This is a genomic window from Sphingomonas tagetis (assembly GCF_024211275.1).
Taxonomy (GTDB): Bacteria; Pseudomonadota; Alphaproteobacteria; order Sphingomonadales; family Sphingomonadaceae; genus Sphingomonas; species Sphingomonas tagetis.
Genome location: NZ_JAMLDX010000030.1, coordinates 14,177 through 31,127, shown reverse-complemented (window position 1 = coordinate 31,127; position 16,951 = coordinate 14,177). Strand labels below are relative to the sequence as shown.

At 60.9% G+C, this 16,951-nt stretch carries 15 protein-coding genes and 1 pseudogene; 6 read left to right on the top strand and 10 right to left on the bottom strand.

The genetic code is table 11. The annotated features are described in order from the left end of the window. The 7 genes and pseudogenes from M9978_RS22030 to M9978_RS22000 form a co-directional block, all read right to left on the bottom strand. Window positions 1-2,313: TonB-dependent receptor (locus M9978_RS22030; RefSeq protein WP_254297157.1), on the bottom strand; the 2,313-nt coding region annotated here is incomplete at its 3' end. A gap of 342 nt (window positions 2,314-2,655) precedes the next feature. Then, window positions 2,656-3,384: an IclR family transcriptional regulator gene (locus M9978_RS22025; protein ID WP_254297156.1), complete on the bottom strand. Its 729-nt coding sequence runs from the start codon at window positions 3,382-3,384 to the stop codon at window positions 2,656-2,658. Between the two features lie 27 nt (window positions 3,385-3,411). Next, a complete protein-coding gene (locus tag M9978_RS22020; RefSeq protein ID WP_254297154.1) occupies window positions 3,412-4,617 on the bottom strand; it encodes an acetyl-CoA acetyltransferase in 1,206 nt (401 codons plus the stop codon). Between the two features lie 17 nt (window positions 4,618-4,634). Continuing rightward, entirely contained in the window at window positions 4,635-6,101 is a 1,467-nt protein-coding gene (locus M9978_RS22015) for a hydroxymethylglutaryl-CoA synthase family protein (protein ID WP_254297153.1), read from the bottom strand. An 84-nt stretch (window positions 6,102-6,185) separates the two neighbouring features. Next, on the bottom strand, window positions 6,186-7,196 hold the full coding sequence (locus M9978_RS22010; protein ID WP_254297152.1) for a Rieske 2Fe-2S domain-containing protein: 1,011 nt from the start codon (window positions 7,194-7,196) through the stop codon (window positions 6,186-6,188). Window positions 7,197-7,527: 331 nt separating this feature from the next. Next, window positions 7,528-7,650: pseudogene (locus M9978_RS22005) on the bottom strand (IS5/IS1182 family transposase); the annotation flags it as partial. A gap of 43 nt (window positions 7,651-7,693) precedes the next feature. Beyond that, window positions 7,694-8,557 carry a MaoC/PaaZ C-terminal domain-containing protein gene (locus tag M9978_RS22000; RefSeq protein WP_254297151.1) on the bottom strand — a complete coding sequence of 288 codons (864 nt, stop codon included), beginning with the start codon at window positions 8,555-8,557 and terminating at the stop codon, window positions 7,694-7,696. Window positions 8,558-9,002: 445 nt separating this feature from the next. Between M9978_RS22000 and M9978_RS21995 the strand changes: the two genes are divergently transcribed. From M9978_RS21995 to M9978_RS21985, 3 genes are all read left to right on the top strand, one after another. Continuing rightward, window positions 9,003-10,502 carry an aldehyde dehydrogenase family protein gene (locus M9978_RS21995; protein ID WP_254297150.1) on the top strand — a complete coding sequence of 500 codons (1,500 nt, stop codon included), beginning with the start codon at window positions 9,003-9,005 and terminating at the stop codon, window positions 10,500-10,502. Between the two features lie 48 nt (window positions 10,503-10,550). Beyond that, complete coding sequence (locus tag M9978_RS21990; RefSeq protein ID WP_254297149.1) at window positions 10,551-11,690, top strand: acyl-CoA dehydrogenase family protein; 1,140 nt, start codon at window positions 10,551-10,553, stop codon at window positions 11,688-11,690. A 211-nt stretch (window positions 11,691-11,901) separates the two neighbouring features. Then, window positions 11,902-12,549, top strand: a complete 648-nt coding sequence (locus M9978_RS21985; RefSeq protein ID WP_254297147.1) for a TetR/AcrR family transcriptional regulator — start codon at window positions 11,902-11,904, stop codon at window positions 12,547-12,549. A 331-nt stretch (window positions 12,550-12,880) separates the two neighbouring features. On the opposite strand, the gene M9978_RS21980 is transcribed toward M9978_RS21985, so the two are convergent. Next, window positions 12,881-13,285 carry a DUF3597 domain-containing protein gene (locus tag M9978_RS21980; RefSeq protein WP_254297146.1) on the bottom strand — a complete coding sequence of 135 codons (405 nt, stop codon included), beginning with the start codon at window positions 13,283-13,285 and terminating at the stop codon, window positions 12,881-12,883. Between M9978_RS21980 and M9978_RS21975 the strand changes: the two genes are divergently transcribed. Continuing rightward, a complete protein-coding gene (locus M9978_RS21975) occupies window positions 13,266-14,006 on the top strand; it encodes a DUF4142 domain-containing protein (protein ID WP_254297159.1) in 741 nt (246 codons plus the stop codon). The two genes, M9978_RS21980 and M9978_RS21975, sit on opposite strands and share 20 nt — an antisense overlap. Before the next feature lie 62 nt (window positions 14,007-14,068). On the opposite strand, the gene M9978_RS21970 is transcribed toward M9978_RS21975, so the two are convergent. After that, on the bottom strand, window positions 14,069-14,326 hold the full coding sequence (locus M9978_RS21970; protein WP_254297145.1) for a hypothetical protein: 258 nt from the start codon (window positions 14,324-14,326) through the stop codon (window positions 14,069-14,071). Window positions 14,327-14,534: 208 nt separating this feature from the next. Between M9978_RS21970 and M9978_RS21965 the strand changes: the two genes are divergently transcribed. Beyond that, window positions 14,535-15,647 (top strand): sensor histidine kinase, encoded by a 1,113-nt coding sequence (locus M9978_RS21965; RefSeq protein ID WP_254297144.1) that lies wholly within the window; start codon window positions 14,535-14,537, stop codon window positions 15,645-15,647. Then, on the top strand, window positions 15,644-16,387 hold the full coding sequence (locus M9978_RS21960; protein WP_254297143.1) for a LytR/AlgR family response regulator transcription factor: 744 nt from the start codon (window positions 15,644-15,646) through the stop codon (window positions 16,385-16,387). The genes M9978_RS21965 and M9978_RS21960 overlap by 4 nt, the downstream gene beginning before the upstream one ends. On the opposite strand, the gene M9978_RS21955 is transcribed toward M9978_RS21960, so the two are convergent. After that, window positions 16,368-16,859 carry a DUF3592 domain-containing protein gene (locus M9978_RS21955; RefSeq protein ID WP_254297141.1) on the bottom strand — a complete coding sequence of 164 codons (492 nt, stop codon included), beginning with the start codon at window positions 16,857-16,859 and terminating at the stop codon, window positions 16,368-16,370. The genes M9978_RS21960 and M9978_RS21955 overlap by 20 nt on opposite strands. Window positions 16,860-16,951 lie beyond the last annotated feature (92 nt).

The following is a 16,951-nucleotide window of genomic DNA, read 5'->3' as shown; positions in this document are numbered from 1 at the left end:
TGGCATCAGGGCCAGCGGCCATGCAAAGCCGCGCGAACAGGCCGGACACATGGGCGCCTCAACTAGCCAGCGCAGAGCAGAAAACCCCCTTGCCAACGGAGAGCCGTCCACACAGGGGTCGTTACTCAACGTGAAGTTCTGCTTCGCCTGTGCCCGGCCTTCGGCCTGGAAGGTAAAGCGGCCGACTCCGCTGACCGGAATGTGGTGAGCGAGCGTGGCGTTCACATTCCACTTGGGTGTTTGCGGGATCGGCAGTCCCTGCAGCGGGATCGTGTTGTTCGGCGCCGGGAGCGTGCTCAGCCGCGGGACGGTAATCCTGAGGGGCGACTTCGTGATTTCGGTCTCCAGGAGACCGCCAGACAAGGAGAAGTCCCAGCGGTCGTTCGGCGAATAGGTTAGCTCGAGCTCGGCACCGTACATCTCGGCCTTGCCGATATTCAGGAAGCGACTGGTCTGGACTGGCACCGGGCCACTGAGGTCGGCGACGGTGAGCAACTCCTGTTTGCCGTCAAAGATATAATAGAATGCCGCAAGGTTGAGCATCAACTTCCGGTCAAGGAACCGGTTCTTGCTGCCGATTTCGAAGGCATCGAGATGCTCCTGTCCCACTGGACCGGTCAGAGCGACGTTGGCCGCCAAAGCAGCTGCCCTGGTGGCGGGGGTTTGGACGGCTCCGCCGCCACTGGAGTAATAGGTATTATAGGAGACGCTCTTTGCGCCACGCGAGTAGCTGGCGTAAAGGCTGTTGTCGGCGGTCGGCTCCCAGGTCAGGCTCACGCGGCCGGTCACGTCCTTCGTTACCGGATCGGGATCGGCGACGCCCGACAGGATGTCTAGCGGGGGCAGAGCGCCGGCCGCGGTAATGTGGGTGGCTTCCGCCTGCTTCAGCTCGCGGTTTTCGATCGTATAACGCGCGCCGGCGGAGAGCGTCAGTTGATCGGCGAACTTCCAATCGGCCTGACCGAACACCGCTCCGGACGTGGTGTCGACACGGGATCTGGCCCGGACTGTTTGGAGCAGCGCGCCCGCGTTGTTCCTGACCGTCGAAGACGTCTGGCTTCTCTTGCGGTCCTGATAATAGTAGACACCCGCAACCCAATTCAGCCCCTCGGTGCTACCCTGGAGGCGCAATTCTTCGCTGAATTGCTTGGACTGGTTGTTAAGCTGCGCTTGGACGTTGGAGCCCTGGAGGCCGCTGGGTGTCGTCGATTGATCCCCGTCAACGCCAACCTCCGACGTGAACTGCGTATAATTGGCGATGTTGATGAGCGACGCAAAACCCAGATCCGTCTCGAACTTGGCGGTGAGTGAGGTCAGGTTTTGGGTGATTGCCAGATCATCCCTGCCGAGCTCAGTGATCGCGTCGCCGGAGCGCGGCCTGACTTGCCGAGGCTGACCACCGAGAACGGTGTTATCGACGCATTGGGCTGCGAATATTTCCGCTTGCGTGCAGAGTGCTCTCGTCGCGTCCCTCCAAATGCCCAGGCCGAAGTTGGGCGTTGATTCCGAATTGGTCTCGGAGTGCGTTACCTGGAACCGCAATGTCGAGGCTTCGCCAATATCGAAATCGGTCGTGCTCCGGATGCTCCAGACCTTCTTTGCCGCCAGCTTCTTCGGAGCACCGGGCACTGTGCCACGGTTGGTAAAATGGCCATCATGCTGTTCGAACTGACCGGCGAGCCGGGTCCGGGCATGCTCGCCAAAACCGCCGCTCACGGCGGCGTTGAGGCCCACCCAATTATCCGAGCCCAACAGAAGGCTGCCCTTCCCGGTGAACTCAGCGGTCGGCGCAGCCGAAACAAAATGGACGAGGCCGCCCGTCGTGTTGCGGCCAAACAAGGTCCCCTGCGGGCCGCGCAGCACTTCGATCCGTTGCACGTCGAACATCTGCCCCGACAGGCTGGTTTCATCACCGAGATAGATCTCGTCGACATAGACGGCGACCGAGCTCTCGTTGAGACGCCCGTTAGAACCCTCGCCGCGGACGCCGCGAATGCTCAAATCGGGGGTGGCGTTGCTGCCGCGATTGAAGGTGATGTTGAAGTTCGGCGCCTGTTGGGCAATCGCCGTGAAGGTCGACAAATTGAGGTCTTCAACCTTCTCAGCACTCACCACGCTGACCGAGATTGGTACGTCGATAATCGCCTGCTCGCGCCGCTGGGCGGTCACGATGATTTCACCAGACTCTTGAGCGAAGGCGGCGCTGCCCGCGAGAATGGACGGAACAACAATCGCCGGCCCCATCAGCAACGCAGCCAGTGCTCTTCCAGACCTATTGCGCTTCAAGCGAGTTTTTGAAGAATTCGCAATCATATCCCCTCTCCCTCTTAATGTTTTATCTTGATTTTTTATGTCCGCTCCCCTCACAAAAGATCGACGGGAGCGCACATCCACCAACGCGAATGCGATCGCTGGCAGACTCTTGTTACCCCCTGATACCATTGGCATGGCCAGGTGACGATAATTGGATGGCAATATCACATATGTGAAGCGCAAGACGTTTCTCTCGCGCAACTTGCCGAACGACCGGATTTTCAGTCGGTCGCTAGTCTAGCTGGATAAATTTCGATGACGTTGACATCAATCGTCAAATTGCTCGAATATTTATACTTCGTGGATATCAACTCCGGCCTGCCGGTTTCATCCAATATTCGGTTATCCCACCGCCTGTTTCAATAAGTCCACAAAACGCGCGCATTCTTTCTCAATCCGATCAATCGGCGCGCCTATTCCAATGGCGAGTGGGGGCTCCTCCGCCCGATTGCCTATTGGCAGCGAAATAACGCCAGCACCTGGGGTTGCCGTCCCCTTTGTGACAAAATAGCCAAGCTCGCGCCCCTCATTCACGGCTTCGAGGATTTCGGTCAGAGACAGTGGGGCAACGCCAGGTTCCCGCTCAGCGTTCAGCCGACGAACGATTGCTCCGATCTCCTTATCTGATTTGGTGGATAGGAGCGCCCTGCCAATAGCGGTCATACATATCGGTCGCCGCGCTCCTTGTTTCATGTGGAAGCGCACAGGGTTGGTAGCGTGCACGACCTTGAGATAGACAGCCTCCAGGCTGTGCTCGGTACCAAGAATGATCATATCGCCGGTAGCCGCGCTCAAGCTGCGCATCATCTTCGTCGGGTTACGAGCCTTACCGGTCTCTTCGACCAACCACGCGCCAAGCAGGGCAATACGGATGGTCGGCCGGAACCTTCGACTATAAGGATCATAAGCGAGATATCCGAGCGAAGCGAGCGACCGCAATAATACGGATGTACTCGATTGGGGATACCCAAGTGCCCGGCGAACTTCGTCGGCGGAGGCTGCGCTTTGGCGTTCGGAAAAATATTCGAGCACCTCAAAGACCCGAGCTGCCGACTTAACCACATTGTCCATCATCTTATTCCACGAAGCGTGGCGGTTTTATGCTCCGTCCCGTCCCACGATGACTACAGCGCTAACATTCTGGTTGGGCATGCCACCCAGATTATGGGACAAGCCGAAGACAGGCTCATCCGCTCGCTGACGCTCACCCGCGCGACCGAGGATCTGAAGATAATTCTCGTAGATCATACGCAAACCCGATGCGCCGATCGGATGGCCGAAACATTTCAGCCCGCCGTCGATCTGGCACGGGATCTTGCCGTCCGCATCGAAAACACCGTCGAGCACGTCCTTTATCGCACCACCATCCTCGCTGACGCCCAGATCCTCCATCGTGACAAGCTCGGTCACGGAAAAGCAGTCATGCACTTCCATCAGGCTCAGCTGCTCGCGCGGATTGGTTATCCCGGCTTCCTGATAGGCGGCTTTTGCTGCCACGCGAGTGTTGAGAAAATAGCTTCCGTCCCAGCCCGAGCCCTGCAGTTCCCACCCGTTGGACGTGGACACTGCCAGCGCCTTGACTGTCACAAGTTCGCTCTTGCCGAGCGCTCTTGCGATCTCCGGTGTTGTGACGATGGCGCAGGCTGCGCCGTCGGACACGCCGCAGCAGTCGAACAATCCAAGCGGCTCGGCGATATACGGCGCGTTCATGACCTGATCCATTGTTACCCGCTTGCGCAGATGCGCCTTCGGATTCTTCGCGCCATTATCATGGCTTTTGACGGAGACATGCGCGATTGCCCGCTTGAGCAGGTCCTTCTCGATTCCGTATTTTGCCCGGTAGGCTGAAGCTAGCTGGGCGAAATGGCCAGGTGCCGATCCTACCACGCCCACCATGTCCCAGTTGGTGCCACGGGTGCGCACCGGCAGGCCGCCATAGCCGGTGTCCTTCAGCTTCTCGACGCCGAAGGCGAGAGCGATATCCACGGCCCCGGACGCAACCGCGTAGACCGCGCCCCGAAAAGCTTCCGAGCCTGAGGCGCAGTAATTCTCAACCTTCGTGACAGGCATGTTCGGCAGGCGCAGCGCCATGGCGAGCGGGATGCCCGATGGCCCGATATTCACCGTATCGAACGCCACGCCAAGCCAGGCCGCGCCGATCTGCGAAACGTCGATGTTCGCATCGGCAAGTGCCTCTTCAAACGCTTCGACCGCCAGGTCTTCGGCACTATCTGACCAGCGTTCGCCAAACTTGGCGCAGCCCATTCCTAGAATGGCGACCTTGTCTCTTATCCCGCTTGCCATCGCTCTGCTCTTTTCCGTTATGACTTGGTCGACAACCGCCGCTCGGGCACGGCTTTCCAGAAATATTGGGAGAACCCCCTGCGATCGTCGATCGCCTTGATGCGGAACACCATCCGCAGCTGAGTCCCGATTTCGAGCCCCTCCTCGCCAACGTCGACGATCTCCGCCAGCATGCGGCCGCCCCCGTCGAACTCGATATTGCCGTAATAAGCGGGCGGCGACGGCGAGAACATGAGGTAGTCGGCCGTGAAAGTGACGATCTTTGCCGGCAATTCCGCAAGCGGATAGTCTTCCTGCGTGTGAATAGCCCGCGCCTCACGCGAAATGCTGACTGGCGACTTCGGGAACTGGACGGCGCCGGTCTGCGTGCATTTGCCGCCGACCAGGCCTAGCACCGATTTCCGTTCGCGATATTGGGCGGTGAGGATCGGCTTTTGGTCCAGCTCGGCGCGCATGCCCTTGTCGAGGTCGATCAGCCCCGAAAAGGCCAGATATTTCACATAATTATCGACCGGCGCTCGATCTTCCAGATATCCGCTGATGCCTCTGGCGTGCGCCGCGCCCACGATCGCCGCGGTCGTCTCCAGGAGGATGACGTCACATCCTCCGCCAAAGCCGACCACCATGATGAGTTGACCCGGCGTTGCGCGTTCCAGGATATGGGACAGCAAGATCAGCGGCTGGGCCGCGCCGGCGTCTCCCAGGACTCCCCCCAGCGTGTCGGCAACGGCTTCCGGCCTGATGCCGCTGCCTTGCGCGACATATTCGCTGATCTTCGGCATGGAAGATCCAAGGACGAAATGATCGATCTTCTTGGCGTCGATACCTAGCTTCTCAAGGGCTGCGACGATCGTCGAAACGACAATCTTTCCATAGCCTTCTTCCCGCACCCAGCGGGCTTCCCAACCATAATCGAACGTTTCGCCTTCCTTGCGGAAATGGTCGACGAAATCGATGCTGACGGAATGTGTGCCGATCAGCTTCGCGCAGCCGTCGCCCTTCGACACCACGACCGACGCCGCTCCGTGCCCGGAATTATACTCCCCCTCGGAGCCGGCCTTGGCCACGTTACGCTCCGCGGCGACGCACAGCGTATCGCCCGCCCCGCCCGCCACCGCATGAAACGCATCGATCAGGGCGGAGGTCGCCGACCGCTTGCTCCCCGAAACGTCGAGCGCCGCGGTCGCGTCCGAAAGGAAAAGCGCCTCCTTCACGATGGTCGAGTTTTGCCGGTCGGCGAAGGGGTGCGAGGTGGAGGCCAGAACGACGCGCGCAATGGCAGAACGATCACGGCCAGCGAGGCAATCGCGCGCGGCCTCCACAGCCATCGTGACCGCGTCTTCATCCCAGGAACAAAAGGCGCGTTCGCCCTTCGCAAAGCCCTTGAGGCCCGGCGCGAACCAGCCCGTCGCGGCATAGGCAGCGTTTCGCTGCAGCCGCTGCCGAGGAACATATCCTCCAAACGCGTGGATACCTACCACCACAATCTCCCGAAACGGTCTGGCGTCGAAAAGTCACCGCCTCGGTCGATCTCCCGATCGCCCAGCGGCGTGGTCGCACTTGCCGGGCTAGTCCATTCTCACGGATCGCTCGAGTTCCTTCATCGTCACTCGCGGATATTTGAGGACGGAGCGCATGAAGCGAGTGAGAGCCCGATCCGACGGCAACAGCAGGAGTTCATCCAATCGCATATTGTTCAATACCGGGAGATCTTCGTTCATGATCTGCGCGTGCATGGCAGCCTGCCGATCCAGAAATTCTTCAGCACCTTCTTCGTTCGTTGTGATGATGGTCATGAAGAACTTGGTGCCATGTCGAGCGGAGGGTATGCTTGCGCCGATATACCATTTGAGCCGTCCAGCTTGCTCACCCTTGTTCCGCAGGGAATTCACGCCGTACACATAGATTTCCATGCGCAAGCCGCCGGAGCCCTTTTCGCCCAAATCGGCATCCCACGACATCCGGCTTCGGTAGCGGTCGATTTCCTCAACTTCCGAATGGACAATGTTTATACCGTGAAGAGAGCGCAGGTGCGCAATATCGTACACGTTGGTGGTGAACATCCACGGCTCGCAGTTAAGCTTGTCGTTAAGTTGCACCTCGAAGGACCGGGCGACATGTTTCGTCTCGTCGAAATCCTCGAACGTCTGAAGCTCGTAAAGTGGCGTTTTACCGAAGAACACCCAGATCAGTCCGAACTGCTCGCGCACCGCGAACTCGAATAGCTTGGCCCGCTTTGGGATCTCGTCACCCGCGGGGATATGTTTGCACTCGCCGCCGTCGCCATAGGACCAATGATGAAACGGGCAGCGAATGTTGTTGCCGACAACCTCGCCACCCACGCTCAGGTCGGCGCCCATATGCTTGCAATAGGCGGACATCGCGCGGATCACACCATCCTCGCCGCGATAGACAACGACCCGTCCGTCCGCAATATCGCGGCCGAGGACCTTGCCCTTCGGCACGTCAGCCGAAAGGGCAACCGGGTACCAGCATTCATGAGCGCCGGGCCCCAGATTGAATATCGAGCCCCCCCCCGAAGTGCCATCGGCAGGGTCAGCCATTGCGCGCGCAGCCATTTAATCCTCCATCAATCAGGCAGCGCTCCGGAGCGCGTGCCTGCTGTCCCGCCAGCCGCCTCCCAATTGCCAGGATGACGTCCGCAGATGTTCTGCGAATCAAGCAGAATCTTTCTACACATGCCCCGTCCCGTCCGTGAGATCAGGCAATTTGATATTACGAATGTGATGATTACCCAATGGATAGTATCTACCGGGCAGCACGAGATTTTCTCGACGATGAAATCGCCGCCCGTCGCGTATCTGTTCTTGTTTTAATAATAAGTCATTTGGCTAAAATATTAGGATGAGCAATGGATGAATTCCCATCATCTCGGAGTTTATTTGGAAATCAGGGATGAGCGTTTCGGCGTAACATATTGCCGCCCATGGCGACGAGGATCACGGCCTTGGAGACGTCGATGCGCTTTTCATAAGCGCGCACGAGCCTGCGCCATCGGATCATCCATCCGAAGGCGCAAGCTCTGTCTGATGCGGCGCCCTGGACGACGAAAGTGCTAAATGAGGGTTGCATAGCCGTTGTTGATGGCCACGACACCACGCTCGACCGATTTCACGCGGAAGCTCACATGTCCTTCCTCCCTCCAAATCTCGGTGCTGAGCGTCTCTCCCGGATACACCGGCGTGGTAAAGCGCGCCCTCATCGATCGGAGGGTCCCGGCGTTATAATTGCCCAGGCCGCGCAAGAGCGCGTGACCTGCTACCCCGAAGGTCGCCAAGCCGTGCAAGATCGGGCGCTCGAAGCCGGCGGCGCGGGCAACGGCGGGCTCTGCATGAAGCGGATTCCAATCGCCGGAGAGGCGATAGATCAGCGCGGCCTGCGGCGACGTCGGCAGAACACATTCGAGATCCGGAGCGCGATCGGGAATCGGGTGCGGCTGTGGTTGCGATAGCGCACGCGATGGGCCGCCAAAGCCCCCGTCGCCTCTGCAAAATGCGACCGTTTCCACAGTAGCAAGATGATCACCGCTCGCCTTGTCGTACAGCTCCTTTTGCCAAATAACGAGCGCCCCGCGCCCTTCCCCTTTATCAATAACATCAGCCACTCGGCTCGAACTGACGACCGTGCCTTCCGGGGGTAGCGGCTTGTGCAACGAAAGGCCCTGCTCTCCGTGCAAGAGCTTCACCCAATCGATGCCCGTATCGAGATCGCGTATCCAGAAGCCGGGATATGCGAGCACGCTTGCCATCGTCGGTAATGCTTGAAGGTCCTTTTCATAGGCGAAAGCCAATTGACCCTCGTCGCTCGGGTCGAGCCCGAAACCACAGCCAAGCGCATAAACAATGGTGTCCCTGATCGTGTAGGACTGTTCCCTCTCCGGGATATGGAGGTTCAGCAGTTTATCCGGGTTGATCGCCACAATGATGATTTCCTGACAGCTCGATTTTAGGTGCAACTCAGGTGCAGCCGCATCTCGTTCGCAGGATCGTGCATCTATTAATACATGATCCACGACAAATGCTAAGATGAACGAGCGCGTCAGACTTCACATATATAATAAGTTGGAGGTGTGGACGATCGCCGCAGTCAACGGACCGTCGGTTATCCGGAAGAATTTCGCCACATCAAATAACACATTGCTGATGCTTGCCCGGCTGACGTTGTTGGGCGCGCAATTCGTGAGTAGGCACTTTCATTCAGCAGATTCCGAATGGAAGCCCAATTGATCTACAGCGGCACGAGCGCGGTTCGACGGGACGTCGTTGCGCGTTCCTTGGCCCGGTGAGGTTTCATGACACAGTCGTTCTTCGACGCGCAGGCGACCTCGCCGCGTCTCACAAGAATGCCGCAATTCCTTCAAGTTGATGGACGCAAGCGAGATCCATATGACCAATTATCGCGGGTTCGAGAAATTCCTAATCGGTTCACAATGGGCTGAGCCTCACGGCAATGTTTGGCACACCGTCCTCGATCCCAGCAGCGGCGATGAAATCGGTACAGTGCGCCTTGCTGACGAAGCTGACATCGATGCTGCTTTGAAAGCAGCCCGTGCGGCATTGGATAGCCGTGTCTGGACCGACACGCCATTTGAGGAGCGTGCGGAAAAAATTCGCGCGGCGCGCGCCTATTGCGAGGGGCAGATTGATCGGCTCGTTGAACTGAGTGGCAATGAACTTGGCTTGCTGGCGGCCCAGAATAGAGGACGGCATCTGGCGGCGCTCACCTATTTCGATGACGCGATCAAATGTGCGCGGCCCTTTGAGCAAACGGAGCTGAGGCCTGATCCCCTTACGGGCAAGACGGCGCTGGTAACGCGCGAACCCGTCGGCATCGTCGTCGCGATCATTCCGTTCAACGGGCCATTCGCAATGGGCGTCAACAAGACCGCCCGTGCGCTAATGGCCGGCTGTCCAGTGATCCTGAAGTCGTCCCCCGAAGGCTCGCTCCATGCGGAAGTGCTGGCAGAAGCTTATGCCGCCGCCGGCTTCCCCGCTGGCGTGGTCAGCGTGTTGCCGGGCGGCGCCGATGCGGGCATCCGCCTCGTCAACAGCCCAGACATCGGTATGGTCACCTTTACGGGTTCAACTACTGCCGGCCGCGCGATCGCGAAGAGCTGCGCCGAGAACTTCACACGCTCCAGCCTCGAGCTTGGCGGCAAGTCCGCCTGCATCATCTGTGATGATGCCGACCTCGATGTCGTCATGGGCAGCCTGCCGATTGGCGCCTTTGGAAATTCGGGGCAGGTCTGCCTGACGTTGAGCCGTACCTATGTGCACCGCTCGCTATTCGACACGGTCCTGGAGCGTCTCACAAAGGCTGTTGAGGCCTTCGTCATCGGCGATCCGCGGGAAGAGACGACGACGCTTGGGCCGATCGTGTCGCGCCGTCAGCTCGATCACATCAAAGGGCTGGTGCAAAGGGCGATCGCCGGCGGCGCGAGGGTGGTGACGGGCGGATCGATCATCGATCGGCCCGGAAACTTTTTCGAGCCCACCATTCTGACCGACGTCCCCAATTCGGCTGAAATCGTGCAGCAGGAAATCTTTGGGCCGGTGAACGTCATCCTCCCCTTTGACGATGATGATGAGGCGATCCGCTTGGCCAATGAGAGCAACTTCGGCTTGCATGGCGCGGTCTTCACCCGCGATTTCGAGCGCGGCATGGGGCTCGTCGAGCGCGTCAAGACGGGCACGATCGCCCTGAACGGATACAGCATCACCGCGACCGGCCCATTAGGTGGCGTTAAATGGTCCGGCTGGGGCCGGGAGAACGGCCCTGAAGGCATGGAGCACTTCTACGAGCTCAAGAGCCTGTCGCTCGATGCAGCCGCTGCTGAGCAGTACAAGGCGCTCAACAAGCAATAACTAATTTGAACGTCGTCAACGGCGACGCGACAAAAGGCCTAGTGGAAAATGCACGACAGGAAGATCTTCTCCGCTGAACACCAGTTGTTTCGAGAAAGCGCGCGCCGCTTCTTCCGCGAGGAAGTGGAGGCCAACATCGTGCAATGGGAAGCGGACGGCATTGTCCCCCGTTCATTCTGGAAGAAAGCGGGGGAGCAAGGTTTCCTGTGCTGCAGCGTCCCCGAAGAATATGGCGGCGCCGGCGCCGACTTTTTCTTCAACATGATCCTCTCGGAGGAAGGCGGGTACGGCATCGGTGCTTCGGCGCTGGGCATCTTCCTGCAATCCGACGTCGTGGCCTATTATCTCCTCAATTTCGCGTCCGAAGAGATCAAGAAAAAATGGCTGCCGAAATTGGTAACGGGCGACGCCATCAGCGCACTCGGCCTGACCGAACCCGGCGGGGGAAGCGACCTCAAAGCCATCACGACGTCGGCACGGCGTGAGGGTGACGAGTATGTCATCAATGGCCAGAAGACGTTCATCACCAACGGACAAAATTGCGATGTCGTGGTGCTGGCGTGCAAGACCGACCCAAGCATGGGCGCCAAGGGTATCAGCCTGATTCTCGTCGAGGCGGACAGGGCGGGGTTTCAGCGCGGGAAGAACCTCGAAAAGATCGGCCAGAAGTCGTCGGACACGTCAGAACTCTTCTTCACCGATGTGCGCGTTCCGGTGAGCAATCTGATTGGCGAAGAAGGGGGCGGCTTCGCGATCATGATGTCGGAACTCCCGCGAGAGCGGTTGACGATCGCCGCGCGCGCGCTGGGCGAGAGTCAGCGCGCTTTCGATCTGACGGTGGATTACGTCAAGCAACGCAAGACCTTCGGCAAAACCTTGTTCGAGTTTCAGAACACGCAATTCACGCTCGCCGATATCAAGACGAGCATACAGGTCGGCTGGGCGTTCTACGACCAGTGCCTCGCAAAGGTGCCGGATCGTACGTTGACCATGGAAGACGCGGCAATGGTGAAACTCTGGACAACGGAGAACAACAGCGTCGTCATCGACAAGTGTCTGCAGTTGTTCGGCGGCTGGGGCTATATGAGCGAGTATCCGATCTCACGCCTCTATGTGGACAGCCGCGTACGCCGCATCTTCGGTGGAACTTCCGAGGTTTGCAAAATGATCATCGGGCGGTCGCTATAGGCCCAATACGGGGCGGCCTTGGGCCGCTTGAGCCCTAACGCTGTGGGATGATGGCCGGAGCCCTGCCGATGTGGGCGTCGGCGGGCGTCACGGTCGCGCCCCTAGACGGCACAGCTTTATCAAGCGAGACTTGCCCTATAGTAACAGAGCGCTATCCTTGACGTTAAGGGATGCTGATGCATCTTATTTTCATCGTCACTAGGGTACGAGAATGAGTGCTAAAGCCGCGATCAGCACGACCGACGCGCCCGAGCCAGCCGTCAAGACGCGACGGCGCGGTGCCGCGCTCGAGGACGCGCTGCTCGAGGCGGCCTGGGCGGAACTGCTGAAAGGCGGCTATTCCGGATTCACCATCGAAGGCGTGGCGCTAAGGGCCAAGACCAGCCGCCCCGTCATTGCGCGACGCTGGCCCAGCCGCGGGGCGTTCGCCCTGGCCGCCTTCAAGCATCATATCGAGACCCGGCCGCTCACCATTCCCGAGGAGAGCGACGTCCGTACCGAGCTTATCAGCTATATCGTCGAGCTGTACGAGCGCGATTTCCGCATGGTGTTGATGATGTGGACGCAGATGGACGAATATTATCGGGAGGAGAATTCCTCGCCTGCCCGCTTTCGCGAGAGCCTGCTGGGCGGACAGGCATCAGCCGTCGGGTTCCTTCTCGAACGGGCGGCCAGGCGCGGCGAGGTTGACCCCGCCAAGCTCACGGGAATGGTCATGGCCATCCCTGGCGCTTTCCTCGCCTACATCTCTGCAACACAAGCGCCTTTGGGTATCCGCGCAGCTGTCGAAGAAATGATCGACACTGTTCTCCTCCCACTAGTCGCGACGAAAAAATATCTTCGAAGCCTGGGGATGTAAGAGGGCAACTCCTTGACGTACCAGTTCTCCTGCGGCTTGCGCGGCGCGACGTAATGCCACGGCGAAAACACGAGTTCGGTTCTCGTAGGGGTCACCAGCGAAATCCGTCCCTTGCCTGAAGCATTGCCGCTGTGCCGGCAGGCCGCTCACGTCGGCTTTACGAGAAGCTCCAGCCGTTGTCTGCGCCGCTGACGGAGCGAGCGCCGCTCGTCGCGGCCATGCCACAGCGTCCAGACGCAGATGGCCAGCAGCCCCACGATGAAGCTGCCAAGAAGGTAGCTGATGAAAATAAGGGGATCGATAAATAAGTCCTATACTGATCGAATGATGCTCAGTTGCGCAGGCTGTCAGGTACGATTCCGCCATTTTCCGCAAGCTTGGCCATCACCGCCTTGTGAAGCGCGATATTTTGCTCGGCTGTACCATGCTCGCCCGCATGGACACCCAGTTCTTCGGCCAGCTCCTTGCGGGCGGCCAGGCTCGAATCGAGATCGAGCAGCTTGAGCAGATCGACGATCGATGACTGATAATTGCCGCCGCCATCCTTCATCGACGCCATTTCCGACAGCACCGCCCCAACATCGACGGGCGCCTGCGCCACGGGCGCCGCAGCCGCCGGAGGGGGGGCTGGCGTCGCCGCCGCGGGAACGGCCGGCGCCGGCGTCGGATTGGGCGCAGGCGCGGCCTTTGCCGAACCGCCGAAGATCTTGCCCAATATGCTGCTGAAAATGCTCATTCGCCCTATTTCCTTCGTCAGGTCGACAGATCTGATGACGGTAACGAAGCCGCATCGCGAAAGGTCCGCCCGATCGATGCAGCGCCGGAACGCCGGCGATGCCCCGCACGTTGTTGGGGCGCGCGGACCCATGCGCAACAGGGAGTATGATTCCATGAAGCCATCGACATTCGCGCTGCTCGGCGCAGCCACGCTGGGGCTAGCGGCCTGCGGCGGTCCCAAGGATACGGGCAATGCCGCCGCGGATGCAGCGAATGACAGCGTTGCGCTGAACACCGCCGCGCCAGCGATCCCCGGCCCGGCTCAGGCCTTTGCCAACACTGCGGCTGCAAGCGACGCCTTCGAGATCGCCGCGTCGCAGCTTGCGCTGGAGAAGTCCGGCTCGGCGAACGTCAAGAAATTCGCGACGCACATGATCGCCGCGCACACCGAATCCGCCGGGAAACTCAAGGCAGCAGCCGCGACGGCATCACCCGCGCTCACGCCCGACGCGACGCTGACAGCCGGCCAGCAGGCAAAGCTGGACACCCTGCGTGCCGCGAGCGGCGGCGCGTTCGATACCGGCTATATCGCCGAGCAGCGTGCCGCGCATGATGCGGCGCTTGCGGCGTTGCGCGACTATGCGGCGAATGGCGATGCCGCGCCGCTCAAGGCATTGGCGGCCGAACTGGTGCCCGTCGTGGCCGCGCACGTGAACATGGCGAAGTCGCTCAAGCCCTGATCGCAGGTTCGGGATCACGGGCAAGCCTGTCGCATCCGACGGGTGCAGACTGGACGCGCGGCTCAGAGCCCAAGCTTTTCGAGCGCTGAGGCAAGCTCGGCATTCGACAGCGTCTCGTCCTTCGGCGTCAGCCTGTTCAAGGCAGTCTGCACTCGCTTCTGTGCCACTTGCAGCGTCTTGTGGCGCACCTTTCGCACGGCGTTGGTTCGTCCGGACGAACTCTCGCCGAGCAGCGCCGACCATTTGTCCTCCTCCGCGGCGAGGAGCGCCAGGGCAAGCCGCAGACCATCGCGTTGGCCCCGGGCATAGTCGTCGGACATCCGTGCTCTTCCTGCTAGCTGCCACGCCGATGCGCGATGGCCGGCACCCTTGCCTGCATCCGATCCTCACGGATGCGAATCGCCAAGCCGCGCTTGTCGCCCAGCCTTGGCCGGCCTGTCCACCACCTCAAAAAATCTCTTTTTATTTAGCGCCTTGGCGGATCCCCGGCGCGCGCTAGAACAGCCGCTGACCGGGATGGGGGAAAGCTTGCGCATATCGTGGCATGAATTGTTCAAGCGGACCGAATTTCGTCTCGCGGCGATCGTCTGGCTGTTCGGCTATATTCTGGTCGAGGTCACCGCGATCGCGCAGGGCCGGTCCAGCCCCGGTGAGATGTTTCTCGCCAACGTTCCGCTCCTGCTCTCGGGCACCGGCCTGTCGATCGTGCTCGGCCTGCTGCTCGATCGCTTGCGAAATGCGCGAGCCTATCAGCAGATCGCGGTCATGGCGGCCGCCGGACTGGTCGCGGGTGTCGTGCAGACCGCGGCGGACGATTTGTGGCTGCGCGCGGTCTCGCTGACGGTCATGCCGCAATGGCAGGAATGGGCAGTGCCCTATCAGCCGGTGCGCCTCTTCATGATCCTGATATTGTATCTGTGGACGATCTACCTGACGCTCGCGCTGATCTGGGCTACGCGCACGACCGACCATGCCCGGCTCAACGAAGCGCGCGCCGCGGCCTTCGAAGCTGCGGCATCGCGCGCGGAAGCGGCGGCGCTGCGGCTGCAGCTCAACCCGCATTTTCTGTTCAACACGCTGAACGGCATCGCCAGTCTGGTGGTGCGCAACCGGCAGGACGAGGCGGAAGACATGATCGGCCGGCTCGCGGAATTCCTGCGCGCGTCGCTGGCATCCAACCCGACCGAACTGGTCACGCTCGAACAGGAACTGGGCACCATCGCCGCCTATCTGGATATCGAGAAGACTCGCTTCGGCGCGCGACTCAAGGTCAATATCGGGGTGCCGCCCGCGCTGATGGCTTGTCCGGTGCCGAACTTCATCCTGCAACCGCTGGTCGAGAACGCGATCAAGCATGCCGTGCGTCAAAGCACGCCGCTGGTGATCGACATCACGGCGCGAACAGGCGCGGACGAGACGATCCTCAGCGTCATCAACCGCTCGCTGCGGCCCGGCGCCGGCGAGCCGGTCGACGGTGCGGCCGCCCAAGCCAGTGATCGCAACGGCATCGGCCTGGAGAACACGCGACGCCGCCTGGCCACGCAATATGGCGGCGATGCGTGGCTCGAATGCCGCCCTCTCGCCGATGGTTTCCGCGCCGAGATCGGCATCCCCATGCGGGCAGAAGCGGCCGCGGCATGAAGATCGTGCTGGCCGATGACGAGCCGCTCGCGCGCGCGTTGCTGCATGCGCTGATCGCGGAAATGCCGGGCAACGAGATCGTCGCGGAGGCGGCCGACGGCGATGCGGCAGTCGCGGCGGTGCGGATGCACGGTCCTGACCTGGTCTTCCTCGACATCGACATGCCGGGCCGCAACGGCATCAACGCGGCGCTCGAGATCGCGGAAGGTCGGACCGAGATCATCTTCGTCACCGCGCATGAGGAGCATGCGGTGGATGCGTTCGACATGGGCGCGGTCGACTATCTGCTCAAGCCCGTGCGGCGGCCGCGGCTGGCCAAGGCGATGGAACGCGCGCGGCTGCGGTTCGAAGCGCGCGGCGCACGGCCGTCACCGCATCTGCCGCCGCCCGTCGCGCCGGAAGGCGCCGACGCGATCTGGGTGCCGGTGCGGCAGGGCACAGTGCGGCTGGAGATCGGCGACATCGTGCGGGTCGAGGCGGCGGGCGACCTCGTCTATCTCCATACCGCCGAACGCGCCTATCTCTATCGCGCGACGATGGGCGAGCTGGAGCAGCGCCTTCAGGGCAGCGGGCTGATGCGCGTCCACCGCTCGGCCTTTGTCCGTCCCGAGCGAGTCGCCGCCACGCGCCGCCGCGGCAAGGTGATCGAACTGATTCTCGATGACGGCACGCAGGTCCCGCTCGGCCCCAGCTACCGCGCGGCAGTGCTGGCGAAGCTGGTCAATCCGCTGGAAGCATGAAGAGTATCCAGATCGCCATCCCGACCAGGCCGACACCCACGCCGACCGTGACGATCGCACCCAACAAGCTCGGCTTGTCGATAACGCAGGCGCTTTCGCCAGGCCGGCCGGGATCATACCAGATGTCGATCGCCGTACCCGGGGCGTGCGCCGCGAGCCACTGTTCAGCCTTGCTTGGGTCCGAATAGCTTTCGGCGCTGCACAGGTTGATCCGCTCGCCTTCGTGCGCCGCGCCGCCAACGGCGTAGCTGTAGCGAAGCCTCGGCTCGTAAACCGTATAGTCGTTGTCGTTGCTGTCGGAACGCTCGCGCTCGATGATGCGCGCATCGACGACGGTCGCCCGCGCCTGTTTCCAGCGCGCGGACGCGTCGGCGTGCTGCGCGCCCTGCCGGCGATAGGTGCGCGCGCCCCATATGGCGACGAAGATGCCGACGAGCGCCATGCCGAGCGCGAGAAGAAGCAATGTGTTCATGGATCGAACCTCCCGGCGGGGACGATTCCGTGCCGGCGCCGGTCGCGCCAGCACGACACGATGCAAGCGGCGGTCCGCGCGACGAAGGCGGG